The sequence below is a fragment of the Cupriavidus sp. GW823-FHT07B10 genome (assembly GCF_058794355.1).
This window is the reverse complement of record NZ_JBXAGS010000002.1, coordinates 211,307-227,516: the sequence shown is the minus strand read 5'-3', so window position 1 is coordinate 227,516 and position 16,210 is coordinate 211,307. Positions and strand designations below refer to the sequence as shown.

Genomic DNA, 16,210 nt, shown 5'->3' with positions numbered 1-16,210 from the left:
GGGATTACGCGGGGGCCTGCGCGGTCGACAGCATCCGCTCCACATAGCGGGCGATCAGGTCGATCTCCAGGTTCACGCGCGCGCCCGGCTTGAGTTCCTGCAGCGTGGTGACTTCCACGGTGTGGGGGATCAGGTTGATGGAGAACACGCAGCCGTCGGCTTCGTCATTGACGCGGTTGACGGTCAGCGACACCCCGTTGACCACGACCGAGCCCTTGTAGGCCAGGTAGCGTGCCAGCTCGCGCGGGGCGCGGATGCGCAGTTCATGCGATTCGCCCACCGGCGCGAAGTGCACGACTTCGCCCAGGCCGTCGACGTGCCCGGACACCAGGTGGCCGCCCAGGCGGTCGGCCAGGCGCAGTGCCTTTTCCAGGTTGACGCGGCCGGTGCTCTCCAGCCCCACGGTCTTGTCCAGCGACTCGCGCGAGACCTCGACGTCGAAACTGTCGGGCGCCATGGCGATCACGGTCATGCAGGCGCCCTGGATGGCAATGCTGTCGCCGATGATAACGTCCGACAGGTCCAGCCCGCCCGCGGCGATATGCAAGCGCACGCCGGCATCGGCGGCGCCCAGCGGGGTTACGGAATCAATGCGGCCGACTGCCGCGACAATGCCTGTAAACATGGTGGTGTCTTCTGCTTTGGGTATTTGGAATCTGGATACGCGGTGCCGATGGGTGGCGCGCTACGCGTCGTTGCGCCGGGCAATCAGGCGCAGGTCGTCGCCGATCTGCTGGATCTCATGCCAGCGGAACTGTGCGGCGTCCTGCAGCCGCGCCAGCGGCGGCAGGTTGAACATGCCCTGGGCATCGCCCAGCAGCTTGGGTGCGAGGTAGATCAGCAGCTCGTCGGCGCAATGCTCGCGCACCAGCGAACCGTTGAGCTTGAAGCCGGCTTCCACGTGCAGCTCATTGATGCCGCGCCGGCCGAGTTCTTCCAGCATGCGGCGCAACTCGACCTTGCCGTGCGGGTTGGGCAGGACCACGACTTCGGCGCCGCGGCCTTCCAGTGCGCGCTGGCGTTCGCGGTCCTCCACCGCGCAGAACACCAGCACCGGCTTGGCGAACTGGCCGGTGTCCGGCGTCAGGATCTGCGCGTCCAGCGGGACCTCCAGCCGCGAATCGACCAGCACCCGCTGGGGCTGGCGCGGCGTGGCGATGGCCCGCACCGTCAGCGCGGGGTTGTCGTCGCGCACGGTGCCGATGCCGGTGAGGATCGCGCACGCACGTGCGCGCCAGGCATGGCCGTCGTCGCGCGCGGCCTGGCCGGTGATCCACTGGCTGGTGCCGTCATGCAGCGCGGTGCCACCATCCATCGATGCCGCCACCTTGATGCGCACCCACGGCAGCCCGCGCGTCATGCGCGAGACGAAGCCGATATTCAGGTCGCGCGCTTCCTTCTCCAGCAGGCCGCAGCGCACGTCCACGCCGGCCTCGCGCAACCGCTGCAGGCCGCGCCCGGATACCGACGGGTTGGGATCCTCCATGGCCGCTACCACGCGCGCTACGCCCGCGCGCACCAGCGCATCGGCGCACGGCGGCGTGCGTCCGAAATGGCTGCACGGCTCCAGCGTGACATAGGCGGTGGAGCCGGCCGGGTCCAGCCCGCGCGCCAGCGCGTCCTTCATCGCCTGGATCTCGGCATGGTCCTGTCCGGCCGGCTGGGTGAACCCCTGGCCGATGACCTGGCCATCCTTGACGAGCACGCAGCCGACGCGCGGGTTGGGCGTGGTGATGAACATGCCCCGCGCGGCGAGCGCGAGGGCCTGTTGCATGGCGGCGTGGTCGGTATCGGAAAACATTCGGCGGTTGCGTTTGCCTTGGCGCAGCGATCTGGAATACAGGGCTGCCGGGTTATGGTGGTCCGGAGGACTCCGTCGCATCGCAGTCAGCGTCGCGGCCGGGGGTGCAGAGTCGGATACGTCCCTGCGCGCCCAGCCTGACTTGCCGCTGCTCGCCACGGCAGCCGAGCGTGAAAGTAGCGGCCTGGAAACCGCCCTGCTCAGAACGAGAGTATCCCACAGGCAGGAATTTCAGCACATTCGTGCCGCGGGCGGTCTGGCGCAGCGTCACCCACAGGCAGGGCATGCCCGGTTCGACCACGGCCAGCACCGCGCGGCGATCCGGGGCGCCGTCTGCCGCGACCAGTTGCCAGCCAGGGCCCAGCGTCGCCTCGCCCGGCAGCGGCTGCAGCGTCACCTCGAGGCGGCGCGCCAGTGCGGTGGCCCGCGCCAGCGCCAGCGATGCCGCCAGCCGGTCGGCCGCCAGTGTGACCTGTTGCCGGGCGAGCAGGCCGCCGAACACCGGATAGGATGCCGCCGCCAGCAGTGCCAGGATGGCCAGGCCGGCGAGCAGCTCGGCCAGAGTCAGGCCATGGTGGCGGCGGGGAGCGTGGCTGTTCATCGTGCCTTCAGCAATGGGACGGAAGCGGCCGTGGCACGGCTTCACCTTCGGGCAGCGTCAGCCACTGTCCGGTGCTGCGCAGGATCAGCACGCCGCACTCCGGGTCGGGCCGCTGCGGGACGGCTCGCAATTCAACACAGGTATCCAGGCCGGCCTGCGGGCATGCCGCGGCTGTCACGATATGACGCACGGTGCCGGTGGCCGGTACGGATAGTGGCCATTCCCCGGCGGCCACTTCGGCACCGGGTTCGGTGGCAAACGTCATGGCGCCGACGGCGTGGCGCTCCAGTTGCAGCATTCCCTCGGTCAGCGCGGTACGCGCCTGCGCCCGCCATCCCCGCATCAGGTGGCCGTGCCATGCGGGCACGGCGATGGCCGCGAGGATGGCGAGGACGGCCAACGCAACCGCAAGCTCGACCAGGCTGAACCCGGCCCGGGGCCGGGAGGCAGGCGCCGCGGTAGTCATGGCAAATCCTCCCGTACCGGTCCGGCGATCTCGCGCCAGCGCAGGCGCCCGGTGTGCCGGCTGGCCATGGTTTGCGACACCCGCGTGACCGTGTTGCCATCGACAGCCCACAGCGACAGCTCGTAAGCCTGGCGCGCGGTGCGTCCCGGCTGCGCCGGTGCGGCGGGCAATTCGGCAACGGTCACGAACACGCTGGCGCCTGGAGCCAGCAACTGGCCGGTGGCCATGTGCAGGCGTTCGCCGGTTCCGCTCTGGCTGACCGATTCCCCGGTCGCCGCCAGCACCAGGTAGCTGCGTTGCGCGCCATCGGGCGTGCGCGTCACGAACAGCAGATGGCCGGGGAAGACCGGCTGGACCTCCACCACCTGTTCGCCGGCATGGGGCAGGGTCAGATGCCAGCCGGCATCGCCGGCGCCGGCTGGCTGCGCGCGCAGGATGTGCCCGCCATCTGCGGCCTGCGCCGCGACTTCCACCAACGGGACCGCCGTGGCGGCGCGCGTGGACGACAGGTCGGGCACCGCTGCAAGTTCGTTGCCCGTGCCATAGACCACGACCGGCGCAGTCGGCGCTCCGAGCAGCACGGGCGCTTCGGGCATGAGCGGCTGCGCCGACGTCTGCATCCGGTGGAGGCATGACACGGCGGGCGCACCGCCCGGCTGAGGCGCCTCCGCGAGCGGGAAGCGCCATAGCTGGCCGGCATCGTCTGTCGCATAGGCAGCGCGTGCCGTGCCTGTCATGTCGGACAGCACGCTGGCCGCCACCAGGTTGCCGGTTGCCGGCCGGCCCAGGCAGTCGCGTTCCGGCAATGGCAAGGTGCGGACGGCGTACTGCCCGGCCCATGCCGCCCCGGCGGGCTTGTCCAATGGCAGCAGCGCAAGGCCGGAGCGCGCTGCCTCCGACTTGTCATGGGTCGCGGCAGCCAGCGTCACGACTGCGTACCAGCGCAATCCGTTCTGGCCAGGAATGCCGGCGGCACGCACCGGGCCGCGTGCGGATAGTGGCAATGTGTCCGTGGCGGCGATCTCCCACAGCAATGCAAAAGGCATCGGACCGTCGGGATCCGAGACGTCGAGCGCGAATGCCGCTGCGGGGTTGCCGGTCCTGGCGCTGCCAGGGATGCCGCACAGCACGACCGTGCGCCACTCGCCATGGATCGTCACATCCTGCGCTTCGGGGCGAGGGCAGGGCGCGGGCGCCAGCGGCGCGTCGTTCGCCGGCGTGGCGGCGGCATAGGGCAACAGCACGCCGGGCAGATAGGCGGCGCGCTCCTCGCCGGTCACGGCATTGAACGCATGCAGCAGACCGTCGTTGGTGCCCAGCCAGACGACGTGCGGGCGCAGGCTGTAGCGCGCGCGAAAGCCGGCATGCCCGGGTTTGCCAGGCGCCCAGGCCGGAGGCGCAACCACCCGCACGCGCGCGCCTGCGGCATTGCCGAGTCGCGTGTCGCGCTGGCGCAGGCCGGCCTCGGTGCGGTCGCCGCGCAGCCATTCGAGGTGAGCGCGGTCAAGGCGGCCCAGCATGTCCGCGCTATCCGTATTCCGGAAGGCGGCATCGATGGCAGCCCATTGCAGCGCGATGACGCGCTGCGGCGGCGCTGACGACGTGAATATGCGACGCGATCCAACCGGCCGATGGTCGAGGCTCGTGCCGGCTTCCCATAGATAAGGCGACAGCACTGGCGCCGGTCCTTGCCAGCCGACAGCGAACAAGCGCCCGGTCCATGGATATGCGCCCGCCGTGGTCCGGTAAGCCAGGGGCAGCCGACCTGCTTCGGATCCGGTGGCGGCAGACGCTGGTGCAATGGCGATGGCCAGGCAGGCGGAGGCAACGGCAACGAGGCGATTCACGGCTGGATCACGCTCTGTAGCACGGCACGTACGGCACGGCTGCGGCCGAAGCCGATGGCCGTGATCCGGATCCGTGGTGCCGGTGTGGTGGCGGAAGGGGCATCCGGAGTGCTGTAGCCGGACGGTGCTTCGTCCAGGATCTCGGCGACATACCGCGGCAGTTCGCGCGTGCCGGCGGCACCCGCGGGCAGCACCGGCAGCGTCGCACCCGAGAAGCGGCCGAATGGCACGCCGACGGCGTCCGCGCTGGTGTCGGCCAGCAGCCAGGGCTGCCACACGGGTGGGCCCGTCACCGCTGGCCGGCACACGCCAGCCTGCTGGCCGCTGCCGCAGTGTCCCGGTGCCGGCCAGATGCCGAGCCGGCCCATCGTGTCTTGCGATATGGCGGCCGCAAGCAGGTCCGACTCGGCATCAAGCAACGCGACCTCGGCGGCCCGGAATGCGATTTCGCGTTCGAGCTGCATGACGGCAAGTTGCCGCGCGGACAGCAGCATGTGCAGCGTGCCGGCAGCGGTCAGCACTACCAGCAGCAGCATCGTGGCGCAGAGCAGCAGCGTGACGGCGCCTGCATTGTGGCGACATGGAAGGCGGCGGGCTAGCACAGCGTTTCCTGGCAGCGTGGCGCATTGCGCAGCCGCACCGTGGTGGCGAAGACGCGGCGGGCGGTGCCGGCCTGCGACGGCGGCACCGGCGCCAGATCGCCGGCGGCGGTGCCGGGTGGGTCGGCGTCTTTGCCCGGGCTTGCCGCTGCCGAACCCGGGCGCTCGCCGCGCACGGCAATGGCAATCTGCACGGCCACCACGCGATGCCAGGCGGATTCATCCAGCGAGTGGATCGCGGATGCCGTCTCGAAGCGGTCGGCCCGGCCGTCGCCGTCCGTATCCAGGCCGTAGCGCACTTGCAGTGATTCAACGCCGCGGACCAGCGCGCCGGAGGTCCAGCCAGTGCCGTCGATCACGCCACCGCGGCGTGCCGGGTAGCGGCACAGCAGTTGCGGCACGCCATCGCTGCCCGCCGCGACATAGATCAGGTTGGCTGCGACGTAGCCACTGTGCGCGTCAGCACCGGCCACGCGCGCGGCGACGGCGTAGCCGCTGCAGTCGGTCATGTTTTCATCCGGCTGCGACGGCGCAGCCGGCAGGCCGCTGCCGCTGAAGCGGACCAGCAGCGCATCGCTGCGGCCGACGCCAGCCCTGCCGCAGGACGGCACCGCACCGATGGCAGGCTGACCGCAGTCGTCGGCGCCGCTGACGGCCGGCGGCGCAGGGTAGGAGGTGGCGGGAAGGGGCTCGCCCGGCCAGCCGGACTGGCGCAGCAGCGCGGCGATGATCGTCAGGGCGCGCTGGCCGCGCTCTTCGAGCAGGATGCGGTCGGTGGCGGTGAGGTAGGCGGTACGAGTGGCATGGAATGCCGCAACGGCTGCCGCGGTGACGATCAGGCCGAGTATCAGTCCGACCAGCAGCTCGACCAGCGAGAATGCCCTGGATGCGTCCCGCCTCATGGCTGCATCCACAAGGCGATCGCGGGTATGCCGGCCTGCCCGCCAAGCCGTCCGGCCATGATCAGTGGCGAATCTTCCGGGCACGGAAACGCCGGGTTGCTCCCGCACCGGCTCGACCAGAGGTCTGGTCGCCCGCTTTGCAGTGCCGGCTGCGCTGTATCCAGCTCAGCCATCTCCACGGCAAGGCGGGCGGACCGGGCCAGCGCGTCGAGTTCGCGCAGCTGGGCCAGCGCCTTCGGCGCCAGCCCCATCATTGGCATCAGCCCGGCACCAAGCACGATCAGCGCGCACAGCGTTTCATGCAGCACGAATCCCGCGGGGCGGCCGGCGCAACGCGGTCTGCGGCGCGGGCGGGCAGGTGGATGTGCTGGCTTGCGAAGATCCGGCATGGGCGGTCACCGAGACTGGCAGGGACCGTCAGACTAGCTGTCGCGAGCAGGCGAATACGTGCCTAAGCGTGGAGGATTTGCGGAATGTTGTTTCGGTCTTCCCGGGAACAGCGACCAGGCAGCCTCGCCTACTGACACACCGTGGCTTGTGTCGGCACGGGCGCGCATACGCGGACCCTGCCCAACTGGCTGATATCGATGAGCTTCTGGTTGCCGGTGCCCAGTCCCATCAGCACCTGGGCAGACTGCATCGCATCTGCCAGCGTGCGGGTATAGCCTACGGGCGAGTAGGAGAGGACCCCCGACTGCGGCGTGCTGGAGAATGCTACGGTCAATCCCTGGGCGGAGGGGACATGCTGAACCAGCACGGCTTGGCCCGTGCAGTCCGCGTTTCGATTTGGGTTCAGGCAGACAGTCCAGCCGTTGCGCCAGTCATTGCTGACGGGCGCCACGGTGACCCAGCTATTGCGCGATAGCGCACTGGCCCGTGCCAGGGAAAGCGACGAAGCCAGCGCGTCTGCTTCAGTGGCAAGCGTGTTGCGCTGAATGAAGGAGGTGTAGGCGGGTGCCGCCATGCCGGCGAGGATGACCAGCACGACCAGCGTGACCAGCAGTTCGATCAGCGTGAATCCGGTCTGGGGTCGGGGGGCTTGAGGGCGCATCACCAGCATCCCTGGGGCAGGTTCGCGAAGGCGGCGACATTGTTGATCAGCACGCCGCGCTCGCCGGTGCTGCGCAGCAGCAGCGTGCCACAGCGGTTGTCGGCGATCGTGGGCGTGGCGCTGACCTGCACGCATTCGTTGAATGCCAGCCCTGCGCACGCGCCGGATGCAATCGCGTAGTTGCCGCTTTCCGAGGCTTGCGGGAAGCCGCGCCAGGCGCGCGTGCTGTCGGCGGGGTCGACGTAGGAGTTGGCCTGTGCGTAACGACGCTCCAGCGCTTGCATGGCCGTCATCAATGCAGCCTTGGCTTCGGTGCGGCGCCCGCGGGCAACATGTTCGGCGTAGTTGGGATACGCAATGCCGGCGAGGATGCCAAGGATGGCGATGGCAATCAGCATCTCCATCAGCGTGAAGCCGCTGGCGTGGCGACGCCAGTCACGGTGGCAGCGCTTCATTTTGCGGCTCCGAAATTGCGAATCTCGCGCCAGCCAAGGCGCCCGGTGGTGGGGTGCCCCCCGTCGGTGGCTGTGTTGCCGGACACAAGCGGCCTGCTGGACAACGACGCGCCTGCGCTGCGGCCGCCACCCGATGCGCCGAACGAGAACACGTCGATGAACTTCAGCGTAGTGATCTGGCCGACGGCATTGCGTTGTGGATCGACCGTGGTCTTGGTCTGGATCAGCACTGGCGCACCCAGGATGCCGAAGGTGGAGAGATCGCCGGTCGATGTCCCCGTGGCGGGCATGCCGGTCAGCGCATTGATCTGATAGCGGCCGCTGTTGCTGGAGGCGCCGCAAAGATCATCGCCGGTCATCAGCGAGTTGAACCAGATCTTTCCGTAGGCTGGCACGAGTGCGGTGACCTGGCGTTCTCCGTTGCCCGGGAAATCAAAGTACCACCCCGCCTTCTGCCCAGTCTTTGAGCCGAGGCTATAGCTGCGTGACGAATATTCGTAAGCGCCCTTGCTGTTACGGGTCAGGGTGACCGGGTTCAGCATGCTGCGGTCTGCGATCGACTGGGAGCCTCCCGCATCGTAGATGCCGTACATGGCGTTCCGGGTCAGCGTGCCGGTGGTGATGGTGTCGGCAGGCTCCAGGTACTTCCCGGTGCCGAACACCACCATGTAGCCGCCGGGCGCGTAGACCCATTTGGGCTGGACCGTGATCGGTTGCGGCTTTCCGCTGGCATCGCGGGCCTGGAACAGCGGCCGGCCGTAGTTGCCGCCGCCGTAGTAGGGCAGGGCCCCGGCAGCGTTCCAGGTGGATGGGCCGCCATTCAGGATGAACTTCCAGAGGCGGCCCTGGAGGTCGCCGGCGTAGGCGGCGACGGTCTGCCCGTCGGTAAGCCGCACCAGCGCCGGCGAGCTCAGCCCGTTGGCAATGCCGGCGGTGACGTCCGCCGCCATCGAGATCTTCCAGTAATTGACGCCCAGTTGCCACGGCGTCCCGGCCGGCTTGTCCAGTGCCACGATGAACAGCACCGAAGGCGCGGCCGGATTGCTCGCGCCATCCGCATCGTTGGCATTCAGGCCGTTGCCCGTCATGGCAAACCACCTGTACACAGGCTTGTTGTCGGAGTCCTTGCCGGCAAACAGCTTGACGATCTGGGGCGGCGACATGACGTTGCCCATGTCGGCATCATCCTTGTCCGTGAACTCCCACAAGACATTGCCGGATCCGACGCTGGCGGGATCGCTGACATTCAGCGCAAAGAGGCCTTGCGCGCCGCCACCCATGCCAGAGACCAGCACGGTCTGCCAGGCGTTGCCGACCCGGGCTTCCGCCACGGCAGGCGTGGCGTCCACGTACGGCCGATGGATATAGCTCGGCGAGGTCAGCTGGGCCAGGTTGGCGAACACTGCGTTTGGCACGTAGGCAAACAGTTCAGAGCCATTGGCCGCATTGAAGGCGTGGAGCATGCCATCGTTGGCGCCGATGTAAACTGCGGCGGTACGCTGGCTGTGGGCCTTGTAGAAGGCGGTGTAGTCGCTTTCGGCGATGGTGCTGGACGGGGCCGCCATGTAGACGGGGCCCGAGTTGACGATGTCGCCCAGCAGTGAGTCGCGCAAGCGCATGGTCCCCGTGCTGCCGGTGGATTGCTCCTGGCTGCGCTCGCCACGCAGATAGCTGAGCCGGCTCTGGGCCACGGTGTCAGTCTCTGTCGGCGCGAGCTTCAGTGCGGCCTTCTGCGCGGCGTTGAGGGATTTCCATTCGAAGGTGGCGCCCGCACCCGCGCCGGTTCCTGCATTGTCGGCCGTGCCCGACGGGACCCAGGTCAGCAGATTGCGGGCGGCGGTGCGGGCAGTCAGCACCTTGCCGGCCTCCCAGGTTTCGGTACTGGAGATCTGAACGCCGGTGTCGGGATCATTGGTCACCGCCAGTGCCGAAAGGCGCCCGTTCCATCGCTGGTCGAATCCGGGAGTGAACAAGAGGGTGTCGCTCGCCACCTGGGAAGAGGTCAGTGCCACGCCAGACAATGTGCCGGCCGCGTTGACGATTTGCGCGAAGACCTTCTTGATGGAAGCGATCATGGCGGCCGGCTGCCCGGCCAGGAACCAGTTGGCGGGGACGTCGGATCCGCCCGACGATTCCCATTCGGCATTGCTGGTGACGGTGGCGCCGCTGGCCCCCTTGGTGCGGAACGGATTGCCATCACCATTCTGGTCGTCAAAGCCGCCGTATTTTGCCGCCAGGTACATCTGGCTGCGGCGCTGTTCGTCGCCGACGCTGCCGTTCCCGTTCTCATTGACGTCGATGCTGAACGTGGTGACGCGCAATTCCGGCATATCGGGGCGGAAGCCATAGGTATGGGCCCAATACGCGACGCCGGCCATATAGTAGGTGCCGTGGCCGCTGGAGCCGGTGTCGGCGCCAGCCAGGTTGGCGAGCGAGGTGTCGGGGCGGCTGTTGCCGGATGTTCCCGAACTCTCGAGATCGGCCACCGCCTGCGTCCAGGTCGTGACATCGAAGCTGTACTTGCTGTATTTCGATATCGCGTCCGCCGGCCGGGCCGAGTCGTTGGCAGAGACCGGCTTGCCACCGGAGAGGTAGGTCGTCCTGGAGTTGCCGGGAATGTAGCGGTCCCAGTGCGTATTGATATCGGCAATGGCAAGGACGTAGTTCTTCTGGCAACTGGCAAGGATGGGGTCTGTCCATTGTGTGTAGACCGGAAATCCATCCTTGTAGGCGCTGGCGTTGTCGATGGCTTCGGGCGTTGGTTGCCGGCCTTGCAGGTAGCGGATGCTCTCGTAGTAGAGTTCGCCGACCGGATCCAATGACTTGTAGGCGCCGGAACGCCCGAACTGATTCAGGTAATTGATGACGCCGCTGATGTTCTCTGACGCGCTCTCGGGGTTCTGGATGAATACGCCGTCGTCATCCCATTCCCGGCGCAGGTTGCTGGCTTGGTTGAAATTGCTGTCGACGGTGTTCGGCCCCACATACTTCAGGGGCGCCCGCAAGACACCGCCATAACGGGTATTGGCGCTGTCGTTCAGGTAGCCAAACGCGCCAAAGCGGACCTTGTCTGCATTGCGCTGCATTTCGCCAACCGGCTTGTACCCGGTGCGATACAGCTTGCAGAGATCGGTGCGGGACCTCGCTTCGCTTGCATCGCAGACTTGCACCCGTACCAGGTAGGTGCCCTGGCTCCTGTACTTGCCGGGGCTCGAGCAGCTGGCGCCGGACTCGGTGCTGTCCCCAAAGAACACCTTGTTGCCACATGAGGTGATGTACAAGGTCCTGCTGCTGAAGGGCGTGACCGAGGACGCCTTGTCGTAGGTCTTGCGGGGGAAGTAGGAGTTGCTGTTGAAAAAACTCTCCTGCAGCACGGCACGTTGCAGGATGGTCTGTGTGGCGGAGTCGACGACGCGGTCGCCCCCGGTCAGCGCGTAGCGCAGCATATCGATGGCCGAGGCCGTGGCCCAGTTCATGAAGTTGCCGCTGAACTGGCCCGTGCATGTGTGATCGGCCGTGTTGGCGTCGCCGGCAATGACAAAATAGCCATTGCTGGCGCTTCCGCTGTAGTTGTAGCACTTGCGCGGATTGAAGTAGCCAATGTATTCCGTGGTCGGCGAATACGTGCCGGAGCGATAGGCTGACCCCACCGTGGGGAACTCCACCGAGAGCGTCAGCAGCAGGTTGGGATGGATATTCTGGTTGCGGCCGTACAGCGGCGCCTGCGCGAGCTTGACGGTCGCGAGGCTGCTCTGTTCCGTTGCGGCAAGCAGCGGGCCGGCGGGCAGGCTGAGAAGCGCGGCCATTGCCGCGAAAATGAATTTCCGGATCCGGCTCATTTGCCGTGCTCCGCGACAGGCATGGACGTTGCCATTCATTCCCCCTTCCGGTAGTACGACTGCAACATGACCCGGGTCGCCGGGTTAGCGCCAAAGCCGACGGCCGTGACGCGGAAGATGTATGCGCCCTCGCTCGCGCCTGGCGACATGTCGCTGATCGGCTCGATGATGTAGCGCGGCAGGGCGGCAGGCAGCAGCCCGCCTGTCGCGGTCGGGAACCTGCGGCCGGTGAAGGTGCCGTAGGCGGTGGTGCGTGCGTTGGCGCCCGTCTGGCTGAAGTCAACGGCAAGCCAGTTCGGCGTGCCGTCGAGCACCGGGTCGCACAATCCCTGGAAGGGTGAGGCGCCTGTCACGCCCGTATTGCAACCCGCCACGAACGGCAGCACATTCATCGTGGTGCCGGAGAAGATGGCCGACCGGCTGGTTGGGGCGGAAACACCCTGGATGTCGATTTCCGCATCCAGCAAGGCTGCCTCGGCCGCTTGCTGAGCCAGGTCCCGGTCGCGCTGGTTCGATGCCATGCGCTTGCTGCCAATGGCCAGCCGGGCACCGGCGATGGCGATGACGCTGATGATCAGCAGCATCACCAGGGCGGTGATCAGCGCGATGCCACGCGGGTTGGGGTGCGCGGTGCGGGCGTTCATGTCGGCGAGCACGTGGTGCAGGTGGCCATGTTCCGGAGCTGTACGGTGACGGTGTACAGGCGGCGCATGCGCTGCAGTTGCGTGGCCGGCGTGAAGGATGTGTCGTTGCCCGGCGAGCCCGGGAACAGGCGCCCGAACAGGCGGAAGGTTGGCGGATCCTGAGGCGATGCGCTGGCGGTATCGCCCATCAGCACCATGGCAATCTTTATGGCGACGACGTTCTGCCAGGTGGTGGGCAGGGCCAGCACCTCGGTGGCCGACAGGAAGCGGTCCGGGGTCTGGTCGAAATTCGTATCCATGCCGTAAAGCACCTGGAAGACTTCGACGCCTGAGATCAGCGAAACAGCCTGGTACGCCGTGCCGGCCGTGAGGATTTCCTTGTTGGCGGCGTCCCGTGGACGATAGCCGCACATCAGCTGAGGCATGCCGCCGGCATCGTTGCTGACATAGAAGACCGCCATGCCGCGCGCTAGGTCTGCGTCTTCCCAGGCCTGCGGCTCGGCGACGCCATTGCCGGAGCAGTCGATCATGCTGTTGTCCGGGACGGTGCGGTCCTGCTGCGTGCCGGAGCCGAAGAAGCGGACCTGCAGCACATCGCTCTTGTTCACGGCACCCGCTTGGGCCGGACACGCGAGGTTTTGCGCCGGATTGCCGAGATCTTGCGCGGGGGCGCCGCAGCTGTCGAGGCCGCTGATGGTCGGCGACAGGCTCGTGGTGGTGAGCATGACGCCTCCGGGGCTGGGCGCGGGAGGCCCGCTGGCGCCGGGAGAGGCCGCAGCGCTGTTGCCCGCATAGTTGCTCCACGCGGCCTGGCGCACGATCCGAACCACGGTATCCACCGCAAAGCGGCCTTTCTCATCCAGTGCAGTGGTGTCATCGATGCTGTTGTAGTTGGCTCGTCCGGTCAGGTAGAGCGCCGCGGCAGCCATGATCAGGAGCAGGCTCAGCGTCATCGCCACCATCAGCTCCACCAGCGACAGCCCCAGTTGACGATGCCGGCCGGCGTTCAGATACATCCTGGCATTGCGCATGTCAGTTCACCGTACCCTGCGTAGCCACGATGACCATCTGGGGGCGCGTGCCCATATCGGACATGTCGACCCGTGCTGCCACTGTTTTGGCGGCAAGCCGCGAGATCCAGCCGATCTTGATGACAATCGGTGCGTCGTCCGCGCGGCCAGTGGCCGATGGCGTGCATCCCCATGAGAAGCCGGTAGTCTGGTCGTAGGCGACCATGTCCCGGCAAATCACGGCGCGTCCGCCAGGCAGGCCTGTGCTGACACGCTCCCAGAACTCTGCGACATCGAAATCCGCCAGTTGCTGCGCGCACCCGGCCGCCGTGCCCGGGCAGGCGATCGCGTACGGGCTGTTTGCTGCCGTGAGCGCGGGCGGCTGCCCGGTGGCAGTGTCGATGAAGTAGCGGTTCGGGATGATGGCTTCCGCCGCCGCGCCGGTTTGCGAGACGGCCGGATTGGCACGCATGCGCTCGGCCATCTCGGTGGCCAGCTGCATGGCAGTGGTGTCGTAGGAAGCTTGTTGCGTGAAGCGGGATGAATTCAGCAGCAGGCTGGCGACGCCGAGCACGCCAACCGCCAGAACGACAATTGCCACCAATGCTTCGAGCATGGCAAAGCCGGCTGCCCCGCGGCAGCGTTGACCCATTCTGACCCCCGTCAAAAGACGTCCGACTTCGTTAACTTCTTTTTTTGGTCTGCAATCCCGGGCCCTTTTAATATGCGACAGCGGGCCTTGCGGAAATGCAACGGGGATTAAACAACGATTTTGTTACTTTTGCTACCCCTTCCGGGGGGTGGACGCCGCAAACTCATCCAGCACGTCGCGGAATTCCGACACGTCCTCAAAGCTCCGGTACACCGAAGCAAAGCGGATATACGCGATCTTGTCGAGCTTGCGCAATTCGCGCATCACCAGTTCGCCGACCTGGCTGCTGGGGATTTCTTTCTCTCCCAGTGCCAGCAGTTTTTCTTCGATGCGGGTGATGGCTTCGTCGATGGCTTCGGCCGAGACCGGGCGCTTGCGCAGCGCCAGGCGCATGGAATCCTTCAGCTTGGCGCGCGTGTAGTCCACGCGCGAGCCGTTTTTCTTGACGATGGCGGGGAAGAACAGCTCGATCCGCTCATAGGTGGTGAAGCGGCGGTCGCAGGCTTCGCAGCGGCGGCGCCGGCGCACGGCATCGCCGTCTTCCGACATGCGCGTGTCGAGTACCTGGGTATTGGAATGACCGCAAAAGGGGCATTTCATGCCGGACCACCTTCAGTTGAACCCCGTCGCCTTGTCCGTGTTGTCGTTCTGCGGAGGCGGGGCGGGTTGGCGAGGCCCGCAAGCCGGTGCCCGAGGACGCCGGCTTGCGGAGCTGCCGGCCGCTCATGCGGAATCCGCATGGGCGGCCTCGATGCATCAGCCGTAGACCGGGAAACGCTTGGTCAGGGCTGCCGCCTGCTCGCGCACGCTGGCGATATTAGCGGCGTCGTGCGGGTTGTCCAGCACATCGGCAATCAGGTTGCCGACGATGCGGGCTTCTTCTTCCTTGAAGCCGCGCGTGGTCATGGCCGGCGAGCCCAGGCGGATGCCCGAGGTCACGAACGGCTTTTCCGGATCGTTGGGGATGGCGTTCTTGTTGACGGTGATATGCGCCTCGCCCAGGATGCGCTCGGCTTCCTTGCCGGTGATGTTCTTGGCGCGCAGGTCAACCAGCATCACGTGGCTTTCGGTGCGGCCCGAGACGATGCGCAGGCCGCGCGCGATCAGGGTCTCGGCCAGCACGGCGGCGTTCTTCACCACTTGCTGCTGGTATTCCTTGAACTCAGGCGTCAGCGCTTCCTTGAAGGCGACGGCCTTGCCGGCGATCACGTGCATCAGCGGGCCGCCCTGGATGCCGGGGAAGATCGCCGAGTTGATGGCCTTCTCGTGCTCGGCCTTCATCAGGATCACGCCGCCGCGCGGGCCGCGCAGGCTCTTGTGCGTGGTGGTGGTGACGAAGTCGGCGTGCGGCACCGGGTTGGGGTAGACACCCGCGGCGATCAGGCCGGCGTAGTGGGCCATGTCGACCATGAAGTAAGCGCCGATCGACTTGGCAACCTTGCTGATGCGCTCGAAGTCGATGCGCAGCGCGAAGGCCGAGGCGCCGGCGATGATCAGCTTGGGCTTCTTCTCCTGGGCCAGCTTTTCCAGCGCGTCGTAGTCGATGTCTTCCTGGGCGTTCAGGCCGTAGCTGACCACGTTGAACCACTTGCCGCTCATGTTCAGGGCCATGCCGTGGGTCAGGTGGCCGCCTTCGGCCAGGCTCATGCCCATGATGGTGTCGCCCGGCTTGAGCACGGCGAAGTACACGCCCTGGTTGGCCTGCGAGCCCGAGTTGGGTTGCACGTTGGCGGCTTCGGCGCCGAACAGCTGCTTGACGCGGTCAATGGCCAGCTGCTCGACGACGTCGACGTACTCGCAGCCGCCGTAGTAGCGCTTGCCGGGATAGCCCTCGGCGTACTTGTTGGTCAGCTGCGAACCCTGGGCGGCCATCACGGCCGGCGAGGTGTAGTTCTCGGAGGCGATCAGCTCGATGTGGTCTTCCTGGCGCTGGTTCTCCTGCTGGATGGCGGCAAAGACCTCGGGGTCGATCTGGTCGATCGTAAAACGGCTGCGTTCGAACATGGCGAAACTCGTCTGAAAAATAGGGAATCCGATTCACGCATCGGGGGTAGGGCGCGCGGGGAAGGCTAGCGGCGACCAGCACCGGCGGCTTCTAACCGTCGGTGCAGGGCGCACCCTGCTTCCCATTCGCTGCCCAGGCGAGCGGCAGGCGCAAGCAACTTCACGCCTAGGCGTGCTGAACGTTACGCGAACGCGCAATGAACGTCACGCCAGAGAACTTGCGCTTCCTCGTGGTAGTGCCCACTGACTTCGCCAGTCGCGCAAGATGGAATGGTTGCGCGCAGTGTAGCGCGAGGCGGGCGCCCGCCGCAAGCCGTCGGCCCCGCCAGGCAAGCGCTG

General features: G+C 66.8%; 16 protein-coding genes and 1 riboswitch. All 16 genes read right to left on the bottom strand.

The genetic code is table 11. From position 1 onward, the window contains the following. Positions 1–4 precede the first annotated feature (4 nt). Positions 5–625: a riboflavin synthase gene (locus tag AC1Q6V_RS05880; RefSeq protein WP_010813757.1), complete on the bottom strand. Its 621-nt coding sequence runs from the start codon at positions 623–625 to the stop codon at positions 5–7. A 60-nt stretch (positions 626–685) separates the two neighbouring features. Next, positions 686–1,801, bottom strand: coding sequence for a bifunctional diaminohydroxyphosphoribosylaminopyrimidine deaminase/5-amino-6-(5-phosphoribosylamino)uracil reductase RibD (gene ribD, locus AC1Q6V_RS05875; protein WP_454751180.1), 1,116 nt, complete (start codon positions 1,799–1,801; stop codon positions 686–688). Positions 1,802–1,853: 52 nt separating this feature from the next. Further along, the gene (locus AC1Q6V_RS05870; protein ID WP_454751179.1) at positions 1,854–2,402 is read right to left on the bottom strand and encodes a GspH/FimT family pseudopilin; all 549 of its coding nucleotides are present in this window, start codon (positions 2,400–2,402) and stop codon (positions 1,854–1,856) included. 7 nt (positions 2,403–2,409) lie between these two features. Continuing rightward, on the bottom strand, positions 2,410–2,868 hold the full coding sequence (locus AC1Q6V_RS05865) for a type IV pilin protein (protein WP_454751178.1): 459 nt from the start codon (positions 2,866–2,868) through the stop codon (positions 2,410–2,412). Beyond that, positions 2,865–4,388 (bottom strand): pilus assembly protein, encoded by a 1,524-nt coding sequence (locus AC1Q6V_RS05860; protein WP_454751177.1) that lies wholly within the window; start codon positions 4,386–4,388, stop codon positions 2,865–2,867. Before AC1Q6V_RS05860 ends, AC1Q6V_RS05865 begins: the two co-directional genes overlap by 4 nt. Before the next feature lie 323 nt (positions 4,389–4,711). Beyond that, positions 4,712–5,317, bottom strand: coding sequence for a pilus assembly protein (locus AC1Q6V_RS05855; protein ID WP_058696688.1), 606 nt, complete (start codon positions 5,315–5,317; stop codon positions 4,712–4,714). Further along, positions 5,311–6,216, bottom strand: a complete 906-nt coding sequence (locus tag AC1Q6V_RS05850; protein ID WP_439668127.1) for a PilW family protein — start codon at positions 6,214–6,216, stop codon at positions 5,311–5,313. The genes AC1Q6V_RS05855 and AC1Q6V_RS05850 overlap by 7 nt, the downstream gene beginning before the upstream one ends. Next, positions 6,213–6,524 (bottom strand): type IV pilus modification PilV family protein, encoded by a 312-nt coding sequence (locus AC1Q6V_RS05845; RefSeq protein WP_058696686.1) that lies wholly within the window; start codon positions 6,522–6,524, stop codon positions 6,213–6,215. Before AC1Q6V_RS05845 ends, AC1Q6V_RS05850 begins: the two co-directional genes overlap by 4 nt. Positions 6,525–6,733: 209 nt before the next feature. Continuing rightward, complete coding sequence (locus AC1Q6V_RS05840) at positions 6,734–7,276, bottom strand: GspH/FimT family pseudopilin (protein WP_010813749.1); 543 nt, start codon at positions 7,274–7,276, stop codon at positions 6,734–6,736. Beyond that, the gene (locus AC1Q6V_RS05835) at positions 7,267–7,722 is read right to left on the bottom strand and encodes a type IV pilin protein (protein ID WP_010813748.1); all 456 of its coding nucleotides are present in this window, start codon (positions 7,720–7,722) and stop codon (positions 7,267–7,269) included. Before AC1Q6V_RS05835 ends, AC1Q6V_RS05840 begins: the two co-directional genes overlap by 10 nt. Continuing rightward, a complete protein-coding gene (locus AC1Q6V_RS05830) occupies positions 7,719–11,561 on the bottom strand; it encodes a pilus assembly protein (protein ID WP_454751176.1) in 3,843 nt (1,280 codons plus the stop codon). Before AC1Q6V_RS05830 ends, AC1Q6V_RS05835 begins: the two co-directional genes overlap by 4 nt. A gap of 35 nt (positions 11,562–11,596) precedes the next feature. Next, on the bottom strand, positions 11,597–12,205 hold the full coding sequence (locus AC1Q6V_RS05825; RefSeq protein ID WP_010813746.1) for a pilus assembly PilX family protein: 609 nt from the start codon (positions 12,203–12,205) through the stop codon (positions 11,597–11,599). Then, positions 12,202–13,236: a PilW family protein gene (locus AC1Q6V_RS05820; protein WP_454751175.1), complete on the bottom strand. Its 1,035-nt coding sequence runs from the start codon at positions 13,234–13,236 to the stop codon at positions 12,202–12,204. Before AC1Q6V_RS05820 ends, AC1Q6V_RS05825 begins: the two co-directional genes overlap by 4 nt. Position 13,237: 1 nt before the next feature. Beyond that, the gene (gene pilV, locus AC1Q6V_RS05815; RefSeq protein ID WP_454751174.1) at positions 13,238–13,867 is read right to left on the bottom strand and encodes a type IV pilus modification protein PilV; all 630 of its coding nucleotides are present in this window, start codon (positions 13,865–13,867) and stop codon (positions 13,238–13,240) included. 132 nt (positions 13,868–13,999) lie between these two features. Then, entirely contained in the window at positions 14,000–14,467 is a 468-nt protein-coding gene (gene nrdR, locus AC1Q6V_RS05810) for a transcriptional regulator NrdR (RefSeq protein ID WP_010813743.1), read from the bottom strand. A gap of 156 nt (positions 14,468–14,623) precedes the next feature. Further along, positions 14,624–15,871 (bottom strand): serine hydroxymethyltransferase, encoded by a 1,248-nt coding sequence (gene glyA / locus AC1Q6V_RS05805; RefSeq protein WP_010813742.1) that lies wholly within the window; start codon positions 15,869–15,871, stop codon positions 14,624–14,626. A 124-nt stretch (positions 15,872–15,995) separates the two neighbouring features. Then, positions 15,996–16,141, bottom strand: a riboswitch (ZMP/ZTP riboswitch). Positions 16,142–16,210: the final 69 nt, after the last annotated feature.